General features: G+C 65.9%; 21 protein-coding genes. 18 read left to right on the top strand and 3 right to left on the bottom strand.

Annotated elements, in window-relative coordinates:
- The first annotated feature begins 14 nt into the window (after positions 1-14).
- Genes E3T39_RS11680 through E3T39_RS11660 form a run of 5 tightly spaced genes read left to right on the top strand, consistent with a single transcriptional unit; the run spans position 15 to position 4,889 of the window.
- Positions 15-992 (top strand): siderophore-interacting protein, encoded by a 978-nt coding sequence (locus tag E3T39_RS11680; RefSeq protein WP_134515459.1) that lies wholly within the window; start codon positions 15-17, stop codon positions 990-992.
- Positions 989-2,041 (top strand): FecCD family ABC transporter permease, encoded by a 1,053-nt coding sequence (locus E3T39_RS11675; protein WP_134515457.1) that lies wholly within the window; start codon positions 989-991, stop codon positions 2,039-2,041. The genes E3T39_RS11680 and E3T39_RS11675 overlap by 4 nt, the downstream gene beginning before the upstream one ends.
- Positions 2,041-3,060 carry a FecCD family ABC transporter permease gene (locus E3T39_RS11670; protein WP_134515801.1) on the top strand — a complete coding sequence of 340 codons (1,020 nt, stop codon included), beginning with the start codon at positions 2,041-2,043 and terminating at the stop codon, positions 3,058-3,060. Before E3T39_RS11675 ends, E3T39_RS11670 begins: the two co-directional genes overlap by 1 nt.
- Positions 3,060-3,857, top strand: coding sequence for an ABC transporter ATP-binding protein (locus E3T39_RS11665; RefSeq protein WP_134515455.1), 798 nt, complete (start codon positions 3,060-3,062; stop codon positions 3,855-3,857). The genes E3T39_RS11670 and E3T39_RS11665 overlap by 1 nt, the downstream gene beginning before the upstream one ends.
- Positions 3,858-3,875: 18 nt before the next feature.
- On the top strand, positions 3,876-4,889 hold the full coding sequence (locus E3T39_RS11660; protein WP_134515454.1) for an iron-siderophore ABC transporter substrate-binding protein: 1,014 nt from the start codon (positions 3,876-3,878) through the stop codon (positions 4,887-4,889).
- On the opposite strand, the gene E3T39_RS11655 is transcribed toward E3T39_RS11660, so the two are convergent.
- On the bottom strand, positions 4,882-5,403 hold the full coding sequence (locus tag E3T39_RS11655; protein WP_134515452.1) for a GNAT family N-acetyltransferase: 522 nt from the start codon (positions 5,401-5,403) through the stop codon (positions 4,882-4,884). The genes E3T39_RS11660 and E3T39_RS11655 overlap by 8 nt on opposite strands.
- A gap of 162 nt (positions 5,404-5,565) precedes the next feature.
- On the opposite strand from E3T39_RS11655, the gene E3T39_RS11650 reads away from it, so the two are divergent.
- From E3T39_RS11650 to E3T39_RS11640, 3 genes are read left to right on the top strand one after another with little or no spacing between them, the layout of a single operon-like run.
- Positions 5,566-6,459 carry an ABC transporter substrate-binding protein gene (locus tag E3T39_RS11650; RefSeq protein ID WP_134515450.1) on the top strand — a complete coding sequence of 298 codons (894 nt, stop codon included), beginning with the start codon at positions 5,566-5,568 and terminating at the stop codon, positions 6,457-6,459.
- 21 nt (positions 6,460-6,480) lie between these two features.
- Positions 6,481-7,476, top strand: coding sequence for an amino acid ABC transporter permease (locus E3T39_RS11645; protein ID WP_134515448.1), 996 nt, complete (start codon positions 6,481-6,483; stop codon positions 7,474-7,476).
- Entirely contained in the window at positions 7,476-8,243 is a 768-nt protein-coding gene (locus E3T39_RS11640) for an amino acid ABC transporter ATP-binding protein (protein ID WP_134515446.1), read from the top strand. Before E3T39_RS11645 ends, E3T39_RS11640 begins: the two co-directional genes overlap by 1 nt.
- A 10-nt stretch (positions 8,244-8,253) precedes the next feature.
- On the opposite strand, the gene hrpA is transcribed toward E3T39_RS11640, so the two are convergent.
- Complete coding sequence (gene hrpA / locus E3T39_RS16485; RefSeq protein ID WP_134515444.1) at positions 8,254-12,270, bottom strand: ATP-dependent RNA helicase HrpA; 4,017 nt, start codon at positions 12,268-12,270, stop codon at positions 8,254-8,256.
- A 101-nt stretch (positions 12,271-12,371) separates the two neighbouring features.
- Here hrpA and E3T39_RS11630 point away from each other — a divergent pair, with 101 nt between their 5' ends.
- From E3T39_RS11630 to E3T39_RS11610, 5 genes are all read left to right on the top strand, one after another.
- Positions 12,372-13,205 (top strand): aldo/keto reductase, encoded by an 834-nt coding sequence (locus E3T39_RS11630; protein WP_134515442.1) that lies wholly within the window; start codon positions 12,372-12,374, stop codon positions 13,203-13,205.
- An 81-nt stretch (positions 13,206-13,286) separates the two neighbouring features.
- Positions 13,287-13,949, top strand: a complete 663-nt coding sequence (gene pnuC, locus E3T39_RS11625; RefSeq protein WP_134515440.1) for a nicotinamide riboside transporter PnuC — start codon at positions 13,287-13,289, stop codon at positions 13,947-13,949.
- 23 nt (positions 13,950-13,972) lie between these two features.
- Positions 13,973-15,964: a thioredoxin domain-containing protein gene (locus E3T39_RS11620; protein ID WP_134515438.1), complete on the top strand. Its 1,992-nt coding sequence runs from the start codon at positions 13,973-13,975 to the stop codon at positions 15,962-15,964.
- A gap of 53 nt (positions 15,965-16,017) precedes the next feature.
- Positions 16,018-16,446, top strand: coding sequence for a DUF1761 domain-containing protein (locus tag E3T39_RS11615; RefSeq protein ID WP_134515436.1), 429 nt, complete (start codon positions 16,018-16,020; stop codon positions 16,444-16,446).
- Between the two features lie 247 nt (positions 16,447-16,693).
- Complete coding sequence (locus E3T39_RS11610; protein WP_134515434.1) at positions 16,694-18,490, top strand: stealth family protein; 1,797 nt, start codon at positions 16,694-16,696, stop codon at positions 18,488-18,490.
- Here E3T39_RS11610 and E3T39_RS11605 read toward each other — a convergent pair.
- Positions 18,420-19,358 (bottom strand): phosphodiesterase, encoded by a 939-nt coding sequence (locus E3T39_RS11605; protein ID WP_134515432.1) that lies wholly within the window; start codon positions 19,356-19,358, stop codon positions 18,420-18,422. The genes E3T39_RS11610 and E3T39_RS11605 overlap by 71 nt on opposite strands.
- Positions 19,359-19,532: 174 nt before the next feature.
- On the opposite strand from E3T39_RS11605, the gene E3T39_RS11600 reads away from it, so the two are divergent.
- The 5 genes from E3T39_RS11600 to E3T39_RS11580 all read left to right on the top strand — a co-directional run bounded on the left by E3T39_RS11600 (position 19,533) and on the right by E3T39_RS11580 (position 24,546).
- Positions 19,533-20,447 (top strand): NADP-dependent oxidoreductase, encoded by a 915-nt coding sequence (locus E3T39_RS11600; protein ID WP_134515430.1) that lies wholly within the window; start codon positions 19,533-19,535, stop codon positions 20,445-20,447.
- A gap of 96 nt (positions 20,448-20,543) precedes the next feature.
- Positions 20,544-21,410, top strand: a complete 867-nt coding sequence (locus tag E3T39_RS11595; protein ID WP_166784112.1) for a phosphatase PAP2 family protein — start codon at positions 20,544-20,546, stop codon at positions 21,408-21,410.
- A 51-nt stretch (positions 21,411-21,461) separates the two neighbouring features.
- Positions 21,462-22,682: a type III polyketide synthase gene (locus tag E3T39_RS11590; RefSeq protein WP_134515426.1), complete on the top strand. Its 1,221-nt coding sequence runs from the start codon at positions 21,462-21,464 to the stop codon at positions 22,680-22,682.
- Positions 22,683-23,411, top strand: coding sequence for a class I SAM-dependent methyltransferase (locus E3T39_RS11585; protein WP_134515424.1), 729 nt, complete (start codon positions 22,683-22,685; stop codon positions 23,409-23,411). It abuts the gene before it with no gap.
- On the top strand, positions 23,404-24,546 hold the full coding sequence (locus tag E3T39_RS11580; protein WP_134515422.1) for an FAD-dependent oxidoreductase: 1,143 nt from the start codon (positions 23,404-23,406) through the stop codon (positions 24,544-24,546). The genes E3T39_RS11585 and E3T39_RS11580 overlap by 8 nt, the downstream gene beginning before the upstream one ends.
- Positions 24,547-24,575 lie beyond the last annotated feature (29 nt).

Here is a 24,575-nt window from a genome sequence, read left to right as displayed (position 1 = left end):
GCCATACTAAGGTAATGCTTACCTTACCGACAGTGGCCGGTCTCGGGGTCACGGCGGTCACGGAACGCCCGGCCTACCGGCCCTACCGGGCCAGCGTGGTCGGCATCCGCCCGCTGAGTGATCATTTCACCCGGGTGACATTCTTTGGTGCTCAGTTCGAGACCTTTGGCACTGCCGGACTCGATCAGCGGGTCAAGATCGTGTTGCCGCTGCCCGGCTGTGGCCTCTTCGATATCGGCGCTGATGATGAGGGCACCGGTGCCGACGGCACCTGGTATGAGCGTTGGCGTGCGTTGCCCGACGCCGACCGCAACCCCTTTCGCACCTACACGATTCGCGCCGTGCGCCCCGAACAGCGCGAGATCGATGTGGATTTCGTGACCCACGCCGGTCGCGGCCCGCTCGGTCCGGCCGCGCGCTGGCTGCAGGCCGCGTCTATCGGCAGTGACGTTGTCATCGTCGGCCCCGACGAGCGCAGCCCCGGCCGCGCCATCGGCCTCGATTGGCACCCAGCGCACGCGACCGAACTGCTGCTGGCCGGTGACGAAGCCGCCGCCCCCGCTATCTGCAGCATTCTCGAGAGCCTGCCCGCTGGCCGCCGTGCCCGCGCCTTCATCGAAGTGCCCACCGAAGCGGATGCTTTGCCCCTCGTGTTGCCGAACGGTTGCGAGATCACGTGGCTGGCCCGCGGCACAGCGCCGCACGGAGAACGCCTGGATGAAGCCGTGCGCAACTGGGTCGCCGACAATGGCGCGCTCATCAATCTGGTTGGCGCCGCACATCCGGAGCCGCTCGCCGAGATCGACGTGGACAGCGACCTGCTTTGGGAAGCGCCGAACGACGAGAGCGGCACAGGTTTCTACGCCTGGCTTGCGGGCGAATGCTGCATGATCAAGTTGTTGCGACGCTTTCTGGTGAGCGAGACGGGCATTGACCGCTCGAGAGTGGCTTTCATGGGCTACTGGCGGCTGGGCCGGTCCGAAGCTCAATGACCCTGGCTCTTGACCGACCTGCATCCGCTGCAACGGCGCCGGCCCGCGTTCACCCGCGTCGCGTCGTCATCGGCTTCATCACGGCCCTCGTGCTGCTCGGGCTCAGCATCGCCGCGTCGCTCCTCGTCGGCACCCGCGAGATCGCCCCGGTCACCGTCTGGAGCGCTTTGTTCAGCCCGGACCGTGCGCTGACCGACCACACCGTCATTCTCGACCTGCGGGTGCCGCGCACCGTCGTCGGCCTGCTCGCCGGCCTCGCCCTCGGCCTGGCTGGCGCCCTGATGCAGGGCGTCACCCGCAACCCGATCGCCGACCCCGGCCTGCTCGGGGTCAATGCCGGCGCGTCGTTGTTCGTCGTGGCCGGTATCGCCTGGTTCGGCGTGACGTCCTCGCTCGGCTACGTCTGGTTCGCCTTTATTGGCGCCGCCGTGGCCGCGACGATCGTCTACCTCATCGGATCCCTGGGCAGGGAAGGCGCCACCCCGGTGAAGCTCGCCCTCGCCGGAACCGCGCTGACGGCAGCGTTCACCTCACTCATCACGATCGTGCTGCTTGCCGACTCCGAGGCCTTCGACCGCTACCGATTCTGGGCGGCCGGCTCCCTGGTTGCTCGCGGCCTCGACGCCGCCCTGCCACTGGCTCCCTTCATCCTGGTCGGCGCGGTTCTCGCCATCGTCGCGGCCCGCATGCTCAATGCCCTCGCCCTCGGCGACGACCTCGCCCGCGGGCTCGGCCAGAACCTCGTGGTCGCCCGCATCGTCTGCGCCGTCGCGATCGTGCTGTTATGTGGCTCGGCGACCGCGATGGCGGGCCCGATCGTGTTCGTCGGCCTTGCTGTGCCGCACGTGGCCCGCTGGATCACCGGCCCCGACTACCGCCTCATCATCGCCTTCTCCGCTTTCTTCGGCCCGACCCTGCTCGTCGCGGCAGATGTACTCGGCCGCGTCATCGCCCAGCCCGGCGAGATCGAGGCCGGCCTGGTCGTCGCGTTCCTCGGAGCGCCGGTACTCATCGCCCTCGTGCGCCGAGTGAAACTGGCCGGGCTGTGATGACCACCCACGCACGCGTCCAGCGCACAAGGCGCAACCGGAGCGTCGTGCTCGTGCTCGTCGGTGCCGTCGTGATCGTCGCCGCGTTCAGCCTCGCCGTCGGCGCCTATTCGCTCAGCGTGCCCGACCTGCTACGCACCCTCGCCGGCCAGGGCACCCAGAGCGAGAACTTCATCGTGCTGTCCCTGCGCCTGCCCCGGCTGACCCTCGCCCTGCTCGTGGGGGTGGCCTTCGCGCTGTCCGGCGCGCTGTTCCAGACCGTGCTGCGCAATCCACTCGCGAGCCCGGACATCATCGGGGTGACCGGGGGAGCGAGCGCCGCCGCCGTCTTCGGCATGCTCATCCTCGGTTTCGGAAGCATCGCGACCTCCCTCGCCGCTTTCGTCGGCGCCATCATCGTCGCCTGCGTCATCTACCTGCTGGCGCGCCGCGGCGGGGTGGTCGGCTACCGGTTCGTGCTGATCGGCGTTGGGGTCGCTTTCATGGTGCAGGGACTGCTCGGCTACCTGCTCTCCCGCGCCGATCTCAACGACGCTCAGGGCGCCCTGCTCTGGCTGGTCGGCAGCGTGAGCGGCGCCGGATGGCAAGACATCGCCCTCGTGGCCGTCGTGCTGCTCGTGCTGCTGCCCGTCATTCGTGTGCTGAGCGGGCGCCTGGGCGCCCTACAACTCGGCGATGACCTTGCCACGAGCCTCGGCGTCGGCGCCGAACGCACCAGGCTCGTGCTGCTCGTGATCGCCGTCGCGCTCGCCGCAACGGCGACCGCCGCCGTCGGCCCACTCGCCTTCGTCGCGTTCGTGGCGGCGCCGATCGCCCGGCGCGTACTCGGTACCGGCGGACTCGCTCTCATTCCCGCAGCGCTCGTCGGCGCCCTCATCACGACCGTGGCCGACTTCACCGCGCAGCACCTGCTCCCCGGGCAGCTCGAACTGCCCGCCGGAATCATCACGGGCGCTATCGGCGCCCCCTACCTGCTCTGGCTGATCGCCACCAGCAACAAAACCGGAAAGGGCGCCTGATGACCCAGCTATTGCGCGCCGAGGGCGTCAGCCTCGGCTACGACCACACGCCCATAATCGACAGCCTCGACCTCGAGGTCATTCCCGGCGCGATCACCGTCATCGTCGGCGCTAATGCCTCCGGCAAGTCCACCCTGCTCAAAGGCCTCGCGCGCTTACTGAAACCGGATGCCGGCCAGGTGTCCCTGGGTGGGCGCAACATCGCCGCGCTGCCCGGCAAGAAGGTCGCGACCGTCGTGGGGTTGCTGCCCCAGCAGCCCATCGCGCCCGACGGCATCACCGTGACCGACCTCGTCGGCCGCGGCCGGTACCCGCACCAGGGCTGGTTTCGGCAGTGGTCGAGCACCGACGACGAGATCGTCGCCGCGGCCATGGCCGCCACGAACACTGGCGAACTCGCCGGGCGCCGCCTCGAAGACCTCTCCGGCGGGCAGCGGCAACGGGTCTGGATCGCCATGGCGCTCGCGCAGGATCCCGAGATTCTGTTGCTCGACGAACCGACCACTTTCCTCGACGTGACCCACCAGATTGAGGTGCTCGACCTGCTGCTCGAACGCAATCGCGAACGCGGCACGACCGTCGTGATGGTGCTGCACGACCTCAACCTCGCCGCCCGCTATGCCGACCATCTCGTCGTCATGCGTGCGGGAAGCATCGTGGCCAACGGATTGCCCGCCGAGACGCTCACCGCCGACATCGTGCGGCACGCCTTCGACCTCGAGGCGCGAATCGTTCCCGATCCGGTCTGTGGCGCCCCCATGGTCGTCCCGATCGGCCGATTCCATGGACAGGTTTAATTAGGTTAGGCTTACCTAATGAAGAAATTCGTGTCCCGACGCCTCACCCTCGCTGCCGCCGCGAGCATCCTCGCCCTCGGCCTTGCCGGTTGCACGGCCGCCGCCGATGACGCGGCTGACCCCGCCGCCGATGCCGCGGCATCCGGCAGCTTTCCCGTCACCATCGAGCATGCCTTCGGCGAAACCACGATCGACGAGCAGCCAACCCGCGTTGCGACCTGGGGTTGGGGCAGCGCCGACGACGCGATCGCCCTCGGTGTGACCCCGGTTGCCATGCCGTTCCAGAGCTATGCCGGCGATGAGAACGGCGTACTGCCGTGGATAGCTGAGGCTCTCGAAGGCACCGAGATGCCGCTCATCCTGCCTGATACCCAGGAACCGCCCTACGAGGACATCGCCGCGGCCGCTCCCGATGTGATTCTCGCCGCCTACTCCGGCATCACCGAGCAGGAGTACGACCTGCTGAGCAAGATCGCCCCCGTCGTGGCCTACCCGGGCGACGCCTGGTCCACCCCGTGGCGCGAACTGATCGAGATCACCGGCACCGCGCTCGGCAAGACCGACGAAGCGAGCGCCCTACTCGCTTCGATCGACACCGAGATCGCCGACCAGGCCGCCGCGCACCCCGAGTTCGCCGGCAAGACTATCGCCCTCACAAGCGACAGCGCCGGCAGCTTCTACGTCTATAAGAAGGATGACCCGCGCGTCGATTTCACCCTTGACCTGGGTTTCGTCAGCGCACCCGCCGTCGATGAGCTCGCAACCGACGAGGCAAGCTTTTATTACACGCTCAGCTACGAGCAGCTCGACCAGCTCGGCAGCGACCTGCTGGTGAACTTCGGTTCCACCCAGGAAGAATCCAACGCGTTCCTTACCGCGAGCTACGCGCAGGCCATGCCGCAGGTGCAGGCCGGCACGGTCGCGTCCCCGGTCGGCGCGGCCTTCATCAGCTCGGTCTCCCCGCCCACGGGACTGTCGTTGTCCTGGGGCCTTGAGGACTACGTCGCCCTGCTCGCGGCCGCGGTCACGTAGGGCCGTTTTCCTCGTTGACCATGTCGAGCCGCTTGCGAAACTCCAGGTACCCGATCGACTCTCGGTCGGCGTCGAGGTCGAACTGCGGCTCATAACCGAGCGTGAGATACAGCGCCACCGCTTCCGGCTGGCGCGCCCCCGTGGTCAGCACAATGGAATGGATGCCCCGGCGGGCAGCTTCGGCCTCCAGCTCGGCCATCACTTGGCGGGCGAGGCCGCGCCTCCGGTGCGCCGAGTGGGTCCAGACTCGCTTGATCTCGACGGCGCCAGCATCGTCAGCCCGCATGAACGCGCCGCCGGCGACAGCGCTGCCGTTCTCCACGAGCAGGAGAAACGTGCCGCCGTCGATCGGTTGAAAGCGGCGGGCCGGATACCGGCTGAGCTCGCTCGACGACGGAATTCCATCGTTCAGGCCGTAACGCTCGTCGTACTCCCGCGAGAGTTCGGCCACCAGTGTGGCGGCGAGCGGGTCGGTCGGTGACGTGTACAAAATGTTCGGGGTTTCGGTAGACACCTATCGACGATAGATCCGTGACATCCGCTCGTCAAAATTTCCCTGAATGGGTCAACACTCGATTTTGCCGCGCCGCGCTTGCACTAGGCTCGTTAGGTCTTACCCGCGTGTGGGTTCATCGGCGAACCCGCGCATTTTCGACCACCTAGAGAAGGAAGTGCCATGCGCGCACGCTACATTGTTCCGGCATTCGCTGCCGCCGCCGTATTGCTGCTGACCGGCTGTGTCGACAACTCCACTCCGACCGCAACGACGCCGCCCGATGCCGCGAGCACCATCGAAGCGGATCCCGCCGCGGTCGCGCTGCTCCCCGAGGACATTGCGAGCGCAGGGGTGCTCGTCGTCGGAACCGACGCGGCCTACCCGCCGAACGAGTTCAAGGACGAGTCGGGTGCACCGATCGGCTGGGGTATTGAGCTCGCTAACGGTATCGCCGCCAAGCTCGGCCTCACCACCAAATACCAGATCGCATCCTTCGACACCATCATTCCGAGCATCACCGGTGGCACAGTCGACATCGGCGAATCCTCCTTCACCGACAACCTCGAGCGCGAGAAACAGGTTGACTTCGTCAACTATTACAACGCCGGCATTCTCTGGGCCGCGCCCGTTGGCAGCACCGTCGATCCCGACAACGCCTGTGGCCTGACCGTCGCCGTGCAGGACAACACCGTTCAAGACACCGACGAGCTGCCCGCCAAGAGCGCGGCCTGCGTCGCGGCCGGTCTCGAGAAGATCGAATCTCTGCCCTACCCTTCGCAGGACGAAGCGACCAACGCGGTCATTCTCGGCAAGGCCGACGCGCTCAGCGCCGACTCCCCGGTCACCCTATACGCCATCTCCAAGACTGACGGCAAGCTGGCGCCCGCCGGTGAAAGCTTCGACACTGCGCCATACGGCATCACGGTCGACAAGGGTTCCGAGCTGACGGCGGCCGTGCAGGCTGCCCTCCAGTCCATGGTTGACGACGGGTCATACGGCAAGATCCTCGATGCCTGGGGTGTCACCGATGGTGGCATCGACACCATCACCATCAACGTCGCCGCCAACGGCTAGACAGAGTAAGCGACCCACATCATGACTGACACGACCGCGACCGGCGTTAAGACGGAACCGGGTATCAAGGCCATTCGCCTGCGCCACCCGTGGCGCAACACCTTCGCGGTCGTGTTACTGCTCCTCGTTGCCTTGTTCATCGCCGATGCGGCGATGCGCCCGGCCTACGACTGGCCGGCGGTCGGCAAGTACCTGTTCGACCAGCGCATCTCGCAGGCCGCGTTCGTCACCCTGCAACTCACGGTCTACTCCATGGTCATCGCGATCATTCTCGGGGTGACCCTGGCCATCATGCGGCTCTCACCCAACACGGTCGTCAGCAGTATCGCCTGGGTCTACCTCTGGATCTTCCGTGGCACCCCGGTGTACGTGCAACTCGCATTCTGGGGCCTGATCGGCACGATTTACCAGACCATCGACATCGGGTTGCCCTTCACCGACCCGTGGGTGTCTTTTCCAACCCGGGTCGCGTTGAGCGCGTTCATTCTCGCGATCGTGGGACTGGCCCTCAACGAGGCCGCCTACATGGCCGAAATCGTGCGCGCCGGCCTGCTCTCGGTTGACAGCGGGCAGGAAGAAGCGGCGACCGCGCTCGGCATGAGCTGGTTCCAAACCATGGTGCGCGTGATCGTTCCCCAGTCGATGCGGGTGATCATTCCGCCGGCCGGCAACGAGGTCATCTCGATGCTCAAGACGACCTCGCTCGTGACGGCCATTCCGTTCACCCTCGAGCTCTACACACGTTCCCGCGACATCGCCGCCGTGACCTTCGAAACCGTGCCGATGCTCATCGTCGCGTCGATCTGGTACCTGTTCTTCACCTCTATCCTCATGGTCGGTCAGTACTTTCTCGAGAAGCGATTCGCCCGCGGCATCGGCGACCGCCGTCCAGACAAGAAAGCGGATGACGCCACCGCCTCGCTCACGGGCACCATGACCGGGGTCACCCCGGTCATCGGCAGTGGCCAACCCACCGTTGTGCTGCCCCCCACCGACCCGCACAAGGGAGACCGCTGATGCTCGACACCCCCATGGTGGTCGCCGACCGCGTCTCCAAGAGCTTTGGCTCCAACGAGGTGCTCAAGAGCATCTCGCTCGAAGTGAAACGTGGCGAGGTCATGTGCCTGGTCGGCCCCAGCGGCTCCGGCAAGTCCACCTTTCTGCGTTGCATCAACCATCTCGAGGTCGTCTCGTCCGGACGCCTGAGCGTGGATGGTGAACTCATCGGCTATCGCGAAGCCAACCACAAGCTCTACGAGATGCGACCCAAGGAGGCAGCTCGTCAGCGCCGCGACATTGGCATGGTGTTTCAACGCTTCAACCTGTTTCCACACATGACCGCGCTCCAGAACGTGATGGAAGCACCCATCCGGGTCAAGGGGCTGTCCAAGGTCGGCGTCGAGGCCAACGCCCGCGCTCTACTGGCTCGAGTCGGTCTTGCCGAGCGCGCGGATTACTACCCGGCGCACCTCTCCGGCGGCCAGCAGCAGCGGGTCGCGATCGCCCGCGCCCTGGCCATGGAGCCCAAGCTCATGCTGTTCGACGAGCCCACCAGCGCGCTCGACCCCGAACTCGTCGGCGAGGTTCTCGACGTCATGCAGGGCTTGGCCCGCGATGGCATGACCATGATCGTGGTCACTCACGAAATGGGTTTCGCCCGCGAGGTCGCCGATTCGCTGGTCTTCATGGACGGCGGAGTCGTCGTCGAGAGCGGCGTACCCACCGAGGTCCTCGCCAACCCCCAGCACCACCGCACCCAGGCCTTCCTGTCCAAGGTGCTCTAGCCCCTGCGAGCTACCCGGCGAGCACCTTCTGAATGCGCTGCAGCGAGACAGCCTCCGCCGCTTTGAGTTCCTGCGCGAACAGGCTGATGCGCAGCTCCTCGATCATCCAGCGGGCGCGCAGAACGGAGACGTCAGCATCCGCTTTGAGCGGCATGGTACCGCCGGCGTTCTCGAACCGGGTGGTCGCAGCCTGGGTTTCGTTCATCCAGACGCGGTCGCGGCTGGGATTGTCGACGAGTTTTGGCACGCGCGCGCTGATGCCGCCGAGGTAGCGCGGCAGGTGCCGCAGCTGGGCTAAGCCGGTTTCGCTGACGAATCCGGGATAGACCAGGGCGGTGAGCTGCTGGCGCGCATCGCTGATTCCGGGCAGCAGCGCCATGCTGGTGGCGGCCTTGAGCGCCTTATCAGCCAGGCGTTGAGCGGTCAGAATGCGGGCGACCAGACCCACAGTCTCGAACATGGAGTCCATTACCACCCCCGACACCCGATCACGGATGGTGTCGAACTCCGCCTTCATGAACACCTGGCCGCCCGGACGCACCCGAAAGAGCACGTCGTCGACCGCGGCGGCGAGGCAATCCTCGAACAGGGCCTGCGTTGTTTTGTAGGGGCTGGTGGCGAGGCTGAGCTTTTCGGCGGCGGTGAGGTGCTGCTGCACATACGCGGCCGGCGACGGCGTCGCGAGCAGCAGCAGCCGGCGCACGCCGCGGGGCAGCGCACGGGCTTGCTCCAGCTCGGTGCTCATCATGCGGATAGAAACGGATGCCCCATCATCGATGAGCGTCGGATACCCGCGAATCGTGTTGTCGCCCTGCTTGGTGTCGAGGAAGCGGGGGAGCTCGCCGAGGTCCCAGGTGGTGATCCCGGCGCGTTCGATCGCGTTGCTCGGCGCCGCGGCGCTCGTCGCCTTCGCGACGCTCTCGCGCACCCGGGTGCCGAGCCGTCGTTGCAGATCGTTGAGGTTCTTGTCGGCGGCGACCGTGCGTCCGCGCTCGTCGGTAACGACGAACGTCATGCGCAGGTGCGATGGAATCCGGCCGAGCTCGAAGTCGGGCGCGGAAACCGGCACATAGGTGAGCTTCTGAATCAGTGCAGCGAGAGTGTCGGCGAACGAGGCCTCCGGCACCGGCGTCGGCAGGGTTTCGACGATGCCGGGCTCACCCGGCAGCTCGCCCAGCAACCGCGCGGCCCAATCGGCGGCGGGAACGACATTGCGGCGGATACTTTTCGGCAGCGACTTGATCATGGCGGTCACGAGTTCGGCGCGGAGGCCGGGCACCTGCCAGTCGAAACCGTTCGGCGACAGGCGGGCTAGCAGCGCGAGCGGAATGCGCACGGTCACGCCGTCGTCCTCTTCGCCGGGTTCGAACCGGTATCCGAGCGTCAGGCGCTGGTCGCCCTGTTGCCAGCTCGGCGGAAAGAGCCCCTCATCGATCTCGGGGGAGTCCGCGGCGACGAGCGCGTCGGCGGTCATGGTGAGCAGGTCGGGGGTGTCGAACCGGGCAGTACGCCACCAGCCCTCGAAGCTCTTGGTCGAGGACACCTCGGCCGGAATACGGCGCTGGTAGAAGTCGAAAACGGCCTCGTCGTCAAAGAGGATGTCCCGGCGCCGGGTGCGCTCCTCCAGCTCGGCCAGTTCTTCCCGCAGCCTGGCGTTGGCCCGTTCGAACGCCCACATGCCGGGGTCGCCGGTCTGGCCGGGCCGGCCGCCACGGCTCGCGCTCGAGCCAACGGCTGGTGCGCCGCGGCCGGAACCACGCCCGCCCGAAGCCGTGCCGCCATCGACCGAGATGCCGACGCGTTCGTTGCGCGACGGTCCGCGTCCGCCGCGATCCGCTTCCTTCTCTGCCGCCGACGATTGCGGCCCCGACGCGCGGTCCCACTCGCCCTCGACCAGCGCGTGGCGAATGAACAGCTCGCGGGCATACGCCGGGTCGATCCGCGAGAACTGCACCCGGCGCCGGGCCACGATCGGCACGCCGTACAGCGTGACGCGTTCGTAGACGACGGCGGCGCCCTGCTTCATCTCCCAGTGTGGTTCGGAGTAGCTGCGCTTGCATAGGTTGCCGGCGAGCGGTTCGGCCCAGGCCGGGTCGACGACCGCGTTCATACGGGCGAACAGCCTGCTGGTTTCGACCAGTTCGGCGCTCATGACAGCGTTCGGCTGTTTCTTGGCCAGGGTCGAGCCGGGAAAGAGCACGAAGCGTTGCTGCCTGGCCCCGACATAGTCCTTCTTGGCAACATCTTTCAGCCCAATGTGGGAGAGGAGCCCGGCCAGCAGCGACCGGTGCACACCGTCGGGGTTCGTGCTCGGCTCACCGAGATGCAGGCCGAGCGGTTTGGCGAGCTGGCGCAACTGCCGCAGTACGTCTTGCCACTCGCGCACCCGCAGGTAGTTGAGGTATTCGTTCTTACACAGGCGTCGAAAGGCGCTCGATCCGAGTTCGGACTGTTGCTTCTCGAGGTAGTTCCAGAGGTTGAGCAGGCTGAGAAAGTCGCTCGTGGGGTCGGCGAACCTGGCATGGAACTGGTCGGCCTGGGCGCGACGTTCGAGCGGGCGCTCCCGTGGGTCTTGAATGGTCAGCCCGGCGACGATCGCCATGACTTCCCGGCTGGTGCCCTGGGTTTTCGACTCGATCACCATGCGGCCAAAGCGCGGGTCGATCGGCAGCTGCGCGAGTTGCTGGCCGATGCGGGTGAGGCGCGGGGTGGTTTTGTCCACAGCTTCGATGGCGCCGAGTTCGGCGAGCAGGTCGAGGCCGTCCTTGATATTGCGGCTGTCCGGCGGGGTTAAAAAGGGGAACGAGGCGATGTCGCCGAGGCCGAGCGAGATCATTTGCAGAATGACCGCGGCGAGGTTGGTGCGCAGAATCTCCGGCTCGGTATATTCCGGGCGGCGCATATAGTCTTCTTCGGAGTACAGCCGAATCGCGATGCCATCGCTCGTGCGCCCGCTGCGGCCGCTGCGCTGATTGCCGGAGGCCTGCGAGATCGCTTCGATCGGCAGCCGCTGCACCTTGGAGCGCACGCTGTACCGGCTGATGCGCGCGGTTCCGGCGTCGATGACATAGCGGATGCCCGGCACCGTCAGGCTGGTCTCGGCCACGTTGGTCGCCAGCACGATGCGACGTTTCACCCCGGCCACCGTCGACGGTTGGAACACCCGGTGCTGGTCTGCCGACGACAGCCGGCCGTAGAGCGGCAGCACCTCGGTCGGGTTACGGCTGGCCAAGGAGGCGTACTTGCCCTGCAGCGCGTCGGCGGCGTCGCGAATCTCGGTCTCGCCGGAGAGAAAGACCAGCACGTCGCCGTTGGATTCCCGCTCGAGCTCATCGAGAGCCGAGGTGATGCCCTCGATGTAGTCGCGGTCGACCGAGGGAGCGGCATCCGCCCCGTCGTCGTCGTCATCAATGCCGGGCTCCGCCACGAGCGGCCGGTAGCGAATCTCCACCGGAAAGGTGCGGCCAGAGACTTCGACGACGGGCGCCGGGGTACCGTCCGCAGCCGCGAAATGCTTCGCAAAGCTGGCCGGGTCGATGGTGGCCGACGTGATGATGAGCTTGAGATCGGGGCGCTTGGGCAGCAATTGCCGCAGGTAGCCGAGCAGAAAGTCAATGTTGAGGCTGCGCTCGTGCGCCTCGTCGATGATGATCGTGTCGTACTTACGCAACATGCGATCGCGGTGGATCTCATTCAACAGGATGCCGTCGGTCATCAGCTTGATGCGGGTGTCAGCGCCGACCTTGTCGGTGAATCGCACCTGGTAGCCGACCAGCTGGCCGACTTCCTGCCCGAGCTCCTCGGCGATGCGTTCGGCGATGGTGCGTGCAGCGAGTCGGCGCGGCTGGGTGTGGCCGATGTTCTTGCGGCCGAGTTCGAGGCAGATCTTGGGCAGCTGGGTGGTTTTGCCCGACCCGGTCGACCCGGCGACGATCACGACCTGGTTGTCGGCAATCGCGCGGGCGATGTCGTCCCGGCGTTGGCTGACCGGCAGTTCGGGCGGGAAGGTGATATTCAGCGTTTCCATGAAGTCTTAATATTACGTCGGTCGTATCAGTGCTTTCGCGGTCAGTGAACATTGGGTGTTCAGGGGGGTGGATGCAGAACAGCAGCCAATAGGCTGATGCGATGACGAAATCTGTTCCCACCATCACCCTCAACGACGGCCACACGATTCCGCAGCTCGGTTTCGGCGTGTTCAAGGTCGAACCCGACGAAACCACAGGCATCGTGGCCGACGCGCTCTCGGTCGGCTACCGCCACATCGACACCGCTGCCATCTACGGCAACGAGGAGGGCGTGGGCAAGGCCCTCGCTTCCTCCGGCATCGACCGCTCCGAACTGTTCATCACGACCAAGCTCTGGAACGACCGTCAGGGCACCCAGTCGGCCTTCGATGCGTTCGAAGAAAGTCTTGAGAAACTCGGCCTCGACTACGTCGACCTCTACCTGATCCACTGGCCGGCTCCGGCCAACGACAAGTTCGTCGAGAGCTGGAGAGCCCTCGAGAAGATTCAGGAGTCCGGCCGGGCCCGCTCCATCGGCGTCTCCAACTTTCTGGTGCCGCACCTTGACCGCCTGCTCCACGAGACGAACATCGTTCCCGCCATCAATCAGATCGAGCTGCACCCGGCGCACCAGCAGCTTGAGGTCACCGCTTTCTCTCGCGAAAACGGTATCAACATCGAGGCCTGGGGTCCGCTCGGCCAGGGTAAATATCCCCTGTTCGATGAGCAGGTCGTAGCGGATGCCGCCGACGCGCACGGCAAGTCGCCCGCGCAAATTGTTATTCGCTGGCACCTGCAGATGGGCAACATCCTGTTCCCCAAATCGAACCGTCTCGCGCGCATGACCGAGAACTTCGACGTCTTCGACTTCGAACTGACCCGCACCGAGGTCACCATGATCTCCGCGCTCGAGCGTGCCGGCCGCGTATCCGCGCACCCCAACGAGGTGAACTAGCCCGCTGCATGCGCACAGGAGTGGGTAGATTGGGATGAGTTGTGCGTCACCGAGCACGTGCTGTCCTGCAGAAAGATCTCCATGAATCCGATTGAATGGCTGTTCGACGCCCAGTTGCAGATCGGTAGCCAGACCATCCTCTGGCGTGAGGTCGTCGGTAATGTCTTCGGCATAGCCAGTGCGGTCGGCGGCATGCGGCGCAGGATCTGGGCGTGGCCGGTGGGAATCATCGGCAACGCGTTGCTGTTCACGGTGTTCCTCGGGGCCGTGTTCGGCACGCCCAACCCGGTCAACCTGCTCGGTCAGGCCGGTCGTCAGATCATGTTCATCGTCGTATCGATCTTTGGCTGGGTGCAGTGGCAGCGCAGCCGCCACTCGGCCGTGCACGTTGCCGTAGCGCCGCACTGGGCCGGCAACCGCACCCGCATCCTGCTGGGCCTCGGACTTGTCGCCGGCACGCTCGTGCTCACACCCATCTTTCGTGCCCTTGGCTCGTTCGAGCCGGTCTGGGCGGATGCCTGGATCTTCACCGGCTCATTGCTCGCGACCTACGGCATGGCCAAGGGCTGGACCGAATTCTGGCTCATCTGGGTGGCGGTCGACGTAGTCGGCGTGCCGTTGCTGATCAGCGCCGGCTACTACGCATCCGCCGTTCTCTACCTGTTCTACGGGGCGTTCACCCTCGTGGGCTTCGTGGTGTGGGTGCGGGTGCAGCGGCGGCGGAACGCCCTGCTGGCCCGATAACGCAACCGGGAGCAGAATGGAGCATGCCCAACCGCCTCGCCGATGCCATCAGCCCCTACCTGCGCAGCCACGCCGACAACCCGGTCGACTGGTTTGGCTGGGGGGAAGAAGCGTTCGCCGCTGCCCGCGAGCGGGACGTGCCGGTGCTGGTGTCGATCGGCTATTCCACCTGCCACTGGTGCCACGTCATGGCGAGGGAGAGCTTCAGCGATCCGGCGATCGCCCAGTACCTCAACGCCCACTTCGTGAGCATCAAGGTTGACCGGGAGGAGCACCCCGACGTCGACGCGAGCTACCTGGCCGCGGCGAGCGCGTTCGTCGATGGGCTCGGCTGGCCGCTGAACGTGTTTGTCACTCCCGACGGGCAGGCATTTCACGCGGGAACGTACTTTCCGCCGACGCCCCTCACCGGGCATCCGTCGTTTCGTGAGGTTCTGACCGCGGTGACGGATGCCTGGCAGACCCGCCGCGCCGAGGTGACGGCCGGCGCAGGCAGGGTGGCCGAGCTGCTCGCCGACTCGGCACTGGAGCTCGCCTCCGGCTCGGCTCGCTCCGGGGCCAGCGCGCAGCTGGGCAGCGAAGCGCTCGATCGGGCCGTCGCCGAACTGGTCGGCTACGAAGACCCCCAGCTCGGAGGCTTCGGCGGTGCTCCCAAATTTCCGGTAGCCCCGGCACTCTCCTTTCTGCTCGGGCACGGTGGTGCGAGCGATGCTGCGAATGGCGACGGCCCCGCGCTCGCCCTGCGCACCCTCAAAATTATGGGCGCGTCGCCGCTGCGGGATTCGATCGAGGGCGGCTTCTTTCGCTACGCGGTCAACCGAGATTGGAGTGACCCGCACTACGAACGAATGCTCTACGACAATGCCCAGCTGCTCAGCCTGTACACCCGCGCCTGGACACTCACTGGCCAGCCCTGGGCCCGTCAGGTCGCCGAGAAAATCGCCGGTTTTCTCTGCGACGTGATGCAGCTTCCGGGGGGCGGGTTCGCCAGTGCGCAGGACTCAGAGAGCACCGTCGATGGCCGACGAGTCGAGGGCGGCTACTACGCCCTCGAGCAGAGCGACCGCTTGAATCAGACCCCGCCGGCCCTCGATGAGAAGGTGCTGACGGGCTGGAACGGTCTGGCCATCCAAGCTCTGGCTCGAGCCGGTTTTGCCTTCGACCGACCTGAGTTCGTCGCCGCGGCCCGCCGGGCAGCCGATTACCTGCACGCACACCACGAGCGCGCCGACGGCACCCTCGTACGAGCCTCGGTTGATGGGCGCACCTCGGCCGCCAAAGCCACCCTGGAGGACTACGGCATGTACTCGCGCGGACTCCTCGAACTCGCACTGGTCACCGGTGACGTGACCTACGCCACTCAGGCTCGTCACCTGCTCGACAGCACGCTACCGGCAGCCACCGACACTTCCGGCTTCCGCCCGCCGCACGGCGCGGATCCGGTACTCAGCAGGCAGGGACTAGTCAGTACCATCGATCCGTCCGAGGGTGCCTACCCCTCCGGCCTGTCCGCCAGCGCCGACGCCGCACTGCTTATGCACCGCCTCACCGGCGACGACCGCTACCGACGAGCCGCGCAGGCCGGCCTCAGCCTCGTCGCGGGCCTCGCTCCCGCTCGACCTCTCGCCTATGGCGCCGCCCTGCGGCTGTTCGATGAATTCAATGCCCCGATCGAGCAGCTCGTCATCGTCTCGCCCGACCAGCCGGGCAGGAACGACCAGCCGCCGACAACCCCGTACCCCGTCACCCTGCACGACCTCGCTCGCCGCCACGTGGCGGGAGTGGTCGCATCCGTTTCAGAATCCCAGGCGCGGGCATTCACCGCCGCCGGATTCGACCTATTCGCGGACCGCACAGCGCCGAGCGGTCAGCCCACCGCGTATCTCTGTCGCGACTTCGTCTGCCAGCTGCCGGTCACCGACCCGGCGAAGCTGCCCCCGTTCGACGCGACAGCCGTGCTTCTCCCCAAAATTGCTGCTGAAGAGCAACAAACCGTTCGACCGCACAAGCACTAACATCGGGATATCACCTTCGCCCCACACCCCGGGGCCCGCCGAAAGGATCCCTCGTGGTTCCCGAGATAAACATTTGGGCAGTGCTCCTGGCCACCGCGTCCAGCATGGTCGTCGGCTCCATCTGGTACACCCGCGCAGTCTTCGGCCGGTACTGGATGAAAGCGGTCGGCCATACCGAAGAAAGCATGAAGGGCAGCGGCACCGGTGCGATCATCATCACGGTCTTGGTCAGCTTCGTCACGGCGTCCGTGCTCGCCGGAGCCGCGGCGATCGCCCAGAACTTCTACGGCGGAAACTTTCTGTTCAATACACTGCTCACCGGGCTCATCCTCTGGGCCGGATTCACCGCGGCCCGCATGGTTACGCACGACGCGTTCGACCGCCGCCCGGCCGGCCTCACCGTGCTGAACCTCGCCCACGAACTCGTCACGATCCTCCTCATGGCCCTGATTATCGGCCTATTCGGTATCTCAGCACTCTGACCCGGCTGGACCGGCACGGCCCGTCCGATCGGTCGCCGCAGCATTTTAACGACTTCGAGACGTACACTAAATACATATGCCACCGCGTTTCACCAAACGCCAGTCGCTCATCGAGAACCTCGTCGCTTCTCGAGAAGATCGTCGCTGCGAAACACTCTGAATCATTCACGCCGGCAATTTCGACGCACTCCGCGGTGTCAGCCCTGGCTGGTCCACGATCGAGCGCACCACTTTCTCAAGGAGGACCATGGCGACACGCGATATTCCGGAGGCACAACCGGAGACTCCCAACCAGGGTTACCCCGATACTTTCGGCGGTGACATCTTTGACACCGACGCCCTTCGCCCCGACTCCGTCGGCTTCGACTCGAGCGACCCTGAACCGCCGACCAACACCGGCCTGATCGCGACCCTGTCGCTTAGCAGTGAGCCCGAACTGGTACTGATCACACCGGATGCCCGCACTCGCCGCTTCGACCGCGACGACCTCGTCGTGCGCAAGGGCGAGATCGCCCTCATCAACGGCCACTACACGCCGCACGAGTCCATGGTGAAGGACCTCGTGGCCGTGTACGACGCCCTCACCGCTGCCGGCATCGACTTTCTGCTCGTGCGCGGCGACCACAATCGGCCGGTCATCGCCGTTGACCGTAAGCGACGCAACGAAATCACCAAGGTATTGAGCCGGGCGTTCGCCAACGAGCCCTTCTACGCCAAGCCGCTCGATGGCAACGTCAGCCAGCAATTTCTGCTCGCCGACGGCGCTCTCACGACCCTGCGCAAGTCCTCCGTGTTTCGCGTCTACCGGCCGCGCATCGAACCGATCGGCCGCCTGCGCTACGGCGCCCAGACGGCTTTCCAGCTGGAGATGTGGCGCTTCGGCGAAGACGAAATCATCGCCCCCGTTGAAAACGCCCTCATGCGCACCCGGCTGCCGCGCGCTGAAGCTCGTGAAACGACCATCGACCGGTATGGGCGCACGTGGCTGACCCTGCAGAACATGTTCGACGACCTGGCTAGCGACGTTTCCTTCGACATCGACCTTGTGTTCAGCTGGGTCGACGGGTCGAGCGACGAATTTCAGCGGGAACGTGCCAAGCGTATGAAGTCTTACGTAGTCGGTGAGGGTGACGATTCCGACGCCCGTTTTCGCCAGATCGACGAGCTCAAGTATGCGCTGCGGAGTGTCTATATGTTCGCCCCGTGGATTCGCCGGATCTTCATCGCGACCGATTCGCCCGCGCCCGAGTGGCTGGCCGAGCACCCACGCGTCACGATCATGCGCAGTGAAGATTTCTTCGTTGACACGAGCGTGCTGCCCATTCATAACTCGCACGCCGTGGAAAGCCAGCTGCATCACATTCCGGGCCTGGCCGAGCACTTTCTGTACTCGAATGACGACATGTTCTTCGGTCGCCCGGTCGGCCCAGAGCTGTTCTTCTCGCCGGGCGGGGTGACCAAGTTCGTGGAGGCGGCCACTCGTATCGGGCTGGGCGAGAACGATCCGACCCGCAGCGGGTTCGAGAACGCCGCTCGGGTGAATCGGGCGCTGTTGCGCGGGCGCTTCGGCAAGGTCACCACTCGGCACCTTGAGCACACGCCTGCACCCATGCGCAAGAGCGTGCTGCTTGAGCTGGAACAGGAGTTTCCCGAGGACTTCAGCCGCACAGCCGCCAGCCGGTTCCGTTCGGCGACCGACATCTCGGTCACCAACTCGCTCTATCACTACTACGCGTTGATGACCGGTCGCGCGGTCGCGCAGACGCAGGTGCGCTCGCTCTACATCGAGACGACGCTGCGCATCGCCCTGCGACAGATGAACCATCTGCGCAAGCGTCGCGATCAGGACATGTTCTGCCTAAACGACGGCAGTCACCCGGAGATCTCTACCGAGGTGCGTCGCGCCGCGGTCACCGAATTTCTCGAGCTGTACTTTCCGATCGTGGCACCGTGGGAACGGGCCAGCGTCGTATCTAGTGCAGAACCGGGATTGGCCGGGTCATTGGCGGCTCGCGCAATGCAGGCAGAGTCTCCGACGGCGTAACCTCGACGCCGGAAGCGCGCAGACGACGCGCGCTTTCGGCGGCATCGACGTGTTCAAGCGTTGGAAACTGGCCGAGTGGTACCACGGAGTGCAGCACGGTACCCGGGTAGACGTGCACGAGGTTGAACGCGCGGGCGCCGTCGCGACCGAGGGTACCGCCGACGGGAACGTTGAGGTCCTGGGTGTAACAGGTCGCTGACGACACCGACACGGGGATGCCGGCAAACATCGCCATCGATGAGTAATGCAGGTGTCCGGCGATGATGCTGCGCACGTCGGAGCCGCGCAGCACGTTGGCCAGGCGATCCTGGTCGCGCAGCTCGACAACGGTCGCGAGGTCGAGCACGCTCGGGATCGGTGGGTGATGCATGGCGAGAATCGTGCCGTCGGGGGCTGGTACGCGCAGTTCCTCAGCGAGCCAGAGCAGCTGCTCGTCGGATACCGCTCCATAATGGTGGCCGGGCACCGAGGTGTCGAGCGTGATCAGACGCAAACCGTTGAGGTCATACGATCGGTCAATCGGCGCCTCGCTGGGCACCTGGTCGAGCAGTTCAGCGCGAAACGCCGAGCGGTTGTCGTGGTTGCCCATCACCCAGATAACGCGGGCGCCGAGGCGGGCAGCGGCCGGCTCGACGATCTCACGCAGCAGTTCGTAGGCGCCCGGTTCGCCTTTGTCGGCGAGATCGCCGGTAAAGACGATGGCCTGGGGCCGGACGCCGGAGGCCTCGACCTCGGCGAAAAGATCGGCCAGATGGTTTTCAGCGTTGACGCTGCCATAGAGCTTCGAGCCTCCCGCCAGCAGGTGGGTGTCGCTCAGGTGCAACAGAAAGTGGTCCGGCCGGGGGTATTCAGCCGTTCGAAAGCTCACAGAGCGTCCATTCGTTTGTCGCGGGCGTGCTCTCTCTGGCACACCGTCACGATTCTTCACACTATTCGATCAGAAGTTCTTGAACAACGGGTGTACGCCACGCATTAATCAGGCGTCGATGGGGGTAAATGGGAAAAAAGTGTGTGCGATCAGAGGTGGCCCTAGGCTGGCGGCATGGCGCGCTACGTACAAATTGATGAATTTGGTGGACCCGAGGTGCTGAGCATCGTGCACGATGCTCAGCCGCAGGCCGGGCGTGGAGAGGTGCGGGTGCGCGTGCACTTTGCCGGCCTGAATCCAGTCGACTACAAGATCTTTCACGGCGGCCCGGCCGCACTGCGGTACGAGGCGGTTCCGCCCTGCGGCAACGGCAACGATTTCTCCGGCGTCATCGACGAGTTGGGCGATGGTGTCTCGGGTTTTCACATCGGTGACGCCGTGTTCGGCGGCAAGCGGATGCATGCCCAGGCAGACTTCGTCGTCGTTGACGCGACGCGCATCCTCAAGAAGCCGGACGCCCTCACCTTTGAACAGGCGGGGGGTCTTGACATTGCGGGACGGGCCGCCTGGGCTAGCGTTGCGTCCCTTGGCCTGACCATCGATGACACCGTGCTGATCGGTGCTGCCGCCGGTGGTGTCGGCATCCTCGCCTGCCAGCTTGCCGTACGCACCGGGGCGAGAGTTGTGGGCACCGCGAGCCCGGTCAATCACGAATTTCTGCGCGGGCTCGGCGTCATTCCCGTGGCCTACGGCGACGGCCTGGTCGACCGGGTGCTGGCCGCCGGCCCCACGGTGACGGCTGCCCTCGACTACAACGGCGCCGCCACGATCGACGCGGCCCTCGAACTCGGCGTTCCCGGCACGCGCATCAACACGATCGCCGCGCGCGGCCATCGTGCGGGTACCGGAATCACCGAGGTGGGCGGTCAAGCTGCGAACATCGACGATCTCGACGCGCTGGCCGGGCTGATTGCGGCCGGGGAGATCGTGCTGCCCATCGACCGGGTCTTCCCGCTCGAGCAGGTGCAGGACGCCTACCGCTACCTCATGGCAGGACACCTGCGCGGTAAGGTCGTGCTCGCCACCTGATAAGCGGCACCCGCAGACACCGCCTCCCAGAAACACGTGGCATGCTTGACCGTGCGCAATCGGTCTCCTCGAAGCTCCCTCAGGCAGGGACCGCTGGTGTACCTCGTCGGGGCGTCGTTGGCCACGCTCGCCTTCCTCGGTCTCTATCTTTTCTTTGTGCGCAGCCACGCCGGCCAGGAAGCCGACCAGCTCGCCTATGACGGCGCCGACTTTGGCCGCCACAGCATCACGCCGTTCACCGGCCGAGTGCTCGACTCCGTGCCGGATATCGCCGTGGTATTCGGGGTAGTCCTGACCGCGGTCATCGCGCGCGTGCGCCGCAACTGGCGCACCCTCATCGTTGCGCTTGTCGCGGCCGCGGCGGCCACGGCCTCGGCCCAACTGCTGAAATACGGCATTCTGGCACGACCCGATCTCGCGGTTGAAGGGTATGCCGGAAACTCATTCCCGTCGGGGCATACGACGGTGGCGGCGGCATCCGCTCTCGTGGTATTTCTGGTCGCGAGCCCGCGACTGCGCCCGATGGTCGCCGGCTGGGGCACAGCTTTCGCCGTGCTGGCCGGTGTGGCGACGCTCGCCAACCAGTGGCATCGGCCGAGCGACGTCATCGCAGCCCTGCTCTGGGTCGCCGTGTGGGGGTGTCTAGCCGGGGCGGTGCTGGCCTGGCCGCGCCCGGGCATCGTGACGCGAGCGGATACTGCGACCCCGGCAGCGACAGCCCAGCGCCGGGCCTTCACCGGGCTGCGCCAGTCGACGATTCGCGTTGTTCGGTGGATGTCGATCGGCTGTGGGGCGCTCTCTGCCATGGCCCTCATCGCAACTCTCGTGCTGGATAGCAGCCTGTTCGAGCGCGTCGGCACGCTCGGAACGATCATCGCGTACCTGGGCGGAGTTGCGGCCATCGTGACCGCCGGTCTGCTGCTCGCGCTCAGCGGAACCCGACTGTTCGCCCGCCTGCCCTAGATTCGGCGCAGCAGGGGTGTACTCAATCGAAGCCACGTGCGACACTGACTCATGGCCGTCACGCTGAGAGCGCTCCAGACCGTAGTTCCCCCGACGATTCTGATCCAGGAACAGGTGCGCGACATCTTCGCCGCCCAGCCTGGGCTGAGCCGACTCGCTCAACGACTGGTCAGCACGAGTTTCAACGTGTCGGGTATCGAGACCCGACATACCGTTATCGCCGAACTCACCATCGACAACGACGCGACCGAACCGCAGTTCTTCGATGCGCGGCAGCAGCTTCTGCTGGTGCCGGGCACCAAAGTGCGCAACGAACTGTATATCACCGAGGCCACCAAACTCTTCGTTGAGGCTGGCCGCCGGGCGCTCGCGGCCTGCCCCGATATCCGGCCCGAAGATGTGACCCACGTCGTTACCGTCTCCTGCACCGGGTTTTACGCGCCCGGCCCCGACTACATGCTGGTGCGGGAGCTCGGGCTAAAAGCCAGTACCCAGCGCTACCACCTGGGATTCATGGGCTGCTACGCGGCGATGCCGGCCCTCCGCACCGCGAAGCAGTTCGTCGAGGCCGACCCGAACGCCGTCGTGCTCGTGGTCAGCGCGGAACTCTGCTCGCTGCACCTGCGCTCCTCGAGCGACCCGGACACCATCGTTGCCTCCTCCTTGTTTTCTGACGGTGCCGCCGCCGGCATCGTCAGCGCCAGAGCCCCGCTGCCCGGCGAAAAGGCCCTCGGCCTCGACCTGTTCGAAACGGTGATCACCCCGGTCGGCGAGGGCGACATGGCGTGGAAGATCGGCGACGAGGGCTTCGAGATGGTTTTAAGCACCTATGTGCCGCACATCATCGACGAGCACATCGAGGGCGCCCTCGCCCCGCTGTTCGCCCGCGATGCGTCGATCACTGCGCAGCTCGCCGCTGGGCTCTCCGAGGAGACGAGCGAATCAGCTGACGATGGCACTGTGGCCGCCCGGGTTCTCACCCTCGCGCCCCCGGCCTCGCTCAGCTCGGTGATCGAGCACTGGGCGATCCACCCGGGCGGCCGGAGCATTCTCGACAAAACCGAAGCGAAGCTCGAACTGCGCGCTGACCAGCTGAATCCATCGCGGGAAACTCTGCGCACCAACGGCAATATGAGCAGCGCGACCATTCTGTTCGTGATGAAGTCCATTCTCGACGGCGCGGCCACGGCCGATGGCGAACGGGTCTGCGCCATGGCGTTCGGCCCCGGCCTCACCGTGGAATCCGCCCTGATGACTGTGATCGAGGGCTGAATGGCGCTTCCGTCGCTCCGCGTGCGGGCGCACAGGGCCGTGGAACTCATGGATTCTCCACTGTGCGACCCGGCCATGCTCACTCGCACGTATCAGGATTTTCGCGTGGTCAACGCGGTCGTGTCTGGATGGTGGGGGATCTATCGCCGCAACATCCGCCCCGCTCTATCGACGACGACCGAGATGACGCTGCTCGACGTCGGTTCCGGGGGTGGCGACGTCTCGCGGTCGCTGGCTCGCTGGGCCGTGCGAGACGGTCTGCGGCTCACGGTGACCGGCATCGATCCGGATGCCCGCGCGCACGTGTTCGCGACCAGCCAGCCAAAAATCGCCGGGCTGTCATTTCAGCGGGCGCTCAGCTCTGACCTCGTAGCGGACGGCGAGCGCTTCGACTTCGTGGTCTCGAATCACGTGCTGCACCATTTGAGCGTCGACGAGCTAAAAGGGTTGCTCGTGGATTCGGAGGCGCTCGCCCGCCGCCGGGTGCTGCACGCCGACCTCGAGCGATCGAACTTCGCCTATCTCGGGTTCGCGGCGGCGACCTCGCCGTTCTTTCGGCACTCCTATATACGCCCCGATGGGCTGACCTCGATTCGACGCAGCTATACCGCCGAAGAATTGCGGGCGGTTGTGCCGGCCAAGTGGACCGTGTCGCGCGGCCTCCCCTCTCGATTGGAGCTGCGCTGGGAAGCTCCGAGGCAGCCGGCAGCTCCTACGCCGGATGCGTGACGTTGTCATCGTCGGCGGGGGGCCGGTTGGTACGATGCTCGCCTGCGTGCTCGCCGTCCGCGGGCTTGACGTTGAGGTGCTCGAGCAGCGTGGAGAGCCGTCGCTCCGCTCGCGGGCGATTGGCATTCACCCGCCGTCGCTGCGGGCCCTCGCCGCAATCGGCGTCGCCGACGCCCTCCTCGAGCGAGCCGTGCGCATTCGCGAGGGGGAGGTGCGCTCTGACGGCCGTAGGCTCGGGCAACTGTCGTTTGAGCGGGCAGCACCGAAATATCCGTTCGTGGTCGCCCTGCCGCAGTACGAGACGGAGGCCCTATTGCGCGCGCGATTCGAGGCGCTCCGGCCCGGACGGTATCGCAGCGGCGTGACGATGACCGGGGTGCGCGACCGCGGTGACGCCGTCGTGGTGTCGACCGACTCCGGCCCGATCGAGGCCCGCTACGTGATCGGGGCAGACGGAGCGCGGAGCCGGGTGCGCGAGGCGGCGGGCATCGCCTGGCGGCAGCTTGGACGCAGCGAAACCTACCTCATGGGCGACTTCGTCGACCCTGGTCTGGGCGATACCGGCGCGGTGCTCTATTTCGAGCGTGGCGGCGTGGTCGAGTCGTTTCCGCTGCCCGGTGGTCGTCGCCGTTGGGTGGCGATGACCGATTTTCTCGCAACGGATGCCGACAGCGCCGACCTGGCCGCGCTCATCCGTCATCGAACGGGGGTGAGCGTACTCGAACCACTCGGGGCCGCCAGCGCGTTCGCCGTGCAGCAGAGGCTGGCGCGGCGCATGCATTCGAAGCCCCTGCACGCTGCGGGCCGCATCGTGCTGGTTGGCGACGCGGCGCACGAGATCAGTCCGATCGGCGGGCAGGGCATGAATCTCGGCTGGCTCGACGCCGTTGCACTCGGGCCGGCGCTGCAGCGGGCGTTGCTCGAGCCGGGGGCGGCGGCATCCGTTCTGGCACAGTACGACCGCACCCGTCGCAGTGCAGGGCGTCGCGCTGCTCTGCAGGCCGGATTCAATATGAGTATGGGCCGCCCCGCCCACGGGGTGCGGCTCGGCGCCCGCAACGCCGTCGTGCGCTCACTCACGCTACCGCCGGCCAACGCGATCGTCGCCAGGGCGTTCACCATGCGATGGCTGTGACTGGTGCGGGTACCGGCCGCGCATCGAGT

It is taken from the genome of Cryobacterium suzukii (genome assembly GCF_004403185.1).
GTDB lineage: Bacteria > Actinomycetota > Actinomycetes > Actinomycetales > Microbacteriaceae > Cryobacterium > Cryobacterium suzukii.
This window is presented reverse-complemented; position numbering and strand designations above follow the sequence as displayed.

What these genes read in the sequence shown, in the direction of transcription:
- E3T39_RS11590 (WP_134515426.1), top strand. Translation starts at nt 21,462, where the DNA reads ATGGCCGTCACGCTGAGAGCGCTCCAGACCGTAGTTCCCCCGACGATT.
- E3T39_RS11630 (WP_134515442.1), top strand. Translation starts at nt 12,372, where the DNA reads ATGACGAAATCTGTTCCCACCATCACCCTCAACGACGGCCACACGATT.
- pnuC (WP_134515440.1), top strand. Translation starts at nt 13,287, where the DNA reads ATGAATCCGATTGAATGGCTGTTCGACGCCCAGTTGCAGATCGGTAGC.
- hrpA (WP_134515444.1), bottom strand. Translation starts at nt 12,270, where the DNA reads ATGGAAACGCTGAATATCACCTTCCCGCCCGAACTGCCGGTCAGCCAA.
- E3T39_RS11665 (WP_134515455.1), top strand. Translation starts at nt 3,060, where the DNA reads ATGACCCAGCTATTGCGCGCCGAGGGCGTCAGCCTCGGCTACGACCAC.
- E3T39_RS11580 (WP_134515422.1), top strand. Translation starts at nt 23,404, where the DNA reads ATGCGTGACGTTGTCATCGTCGGCGGGGGGCCGGTTGGTACGATGCTC.
- E3T39_RS11610 (WP_134515434.1), top strand. Translation starts at nt 16,694, where the DNA reads ATGGCGACACGCGATATTCCGGAGGCACAACCGGAGACTCCCAACCAG.
- E3T39_RS11680 (WP_134515459.1), top strand. Translation starts at nt 15, where the DNA reads ATGCTTACCTTACCGACAGTGGCCGGTCTCGGGGTCACGGCGGTCACG.
- E3T39_RS11585 (WP_134515424.1), top strand. Translation starts at nt 22,683, where the DNA reads ATGGCGCTTCCGTCGCTCCGCGTGCGGGCGCACAGGGCCGTGGAACTC.
- E3T39_RS11640 (WP_134515446.1), top strand. Translation starts at nt 7,476, where the DNA reads ATGCTCGACACCCCCATGGTGGTCGCCGACCGCGTCTCCAAGAGCTTT.
- E3T39_RS11675 (WP_134515457.1), top strand. Translation starts at nt 989, where the DNA reads ATGACCCTGGCTCTTGACCGACCTGCATCCGCTGCAACGGCGCCGGCC.
- E3T39_RS11600 (WP_134515430.1), top strand. Translation starts at nt 19,533, where the DNA reads ATGGCGCGCTACGTACAAATTGATGAATTTGGTGGACCCGAGGTGCTG.
- E3T39_RS11620 (WP_134515438.1), top strand. Translation starts at nt 13,973, where the DNA reads ATGCCCAACCGCCTCGCCGATGCCATCAGCCCCTACCTGCGCAGCCAC.
- E3T39_RS11650 (WP_134515450.1), top strand. Translation starts at nt 5,566, where the DNA reads ATGCGCGCACGCTACATTGTTCCGGCATTCGCTGCCGCCGCCGTATTG.
- E3T39_RS11660 (WP_134515454.1), top strand. Translation starts at nt 3,876, where the DNA reads ATGAAGAAATTCGTGTCCCGACGCCTCACCCTCGCTGCCGCCGCGAGC.
- E3T39_RS11670 (WP_134515801.1), top strand. Translation starts at nt 2,041, where the DNA reads ATGACCACCCACGCACGCGTCCAGCGCACAAGGCGCAACCGGAGCGTC.
- E3T39_RS11645 (WP_134515448.1), top strand. Translation starts at nt 6,481, where the DNA reads ATGACTGACACGACCGCGACCGGCGTTAAGACGGAACCGGGTATCAAG.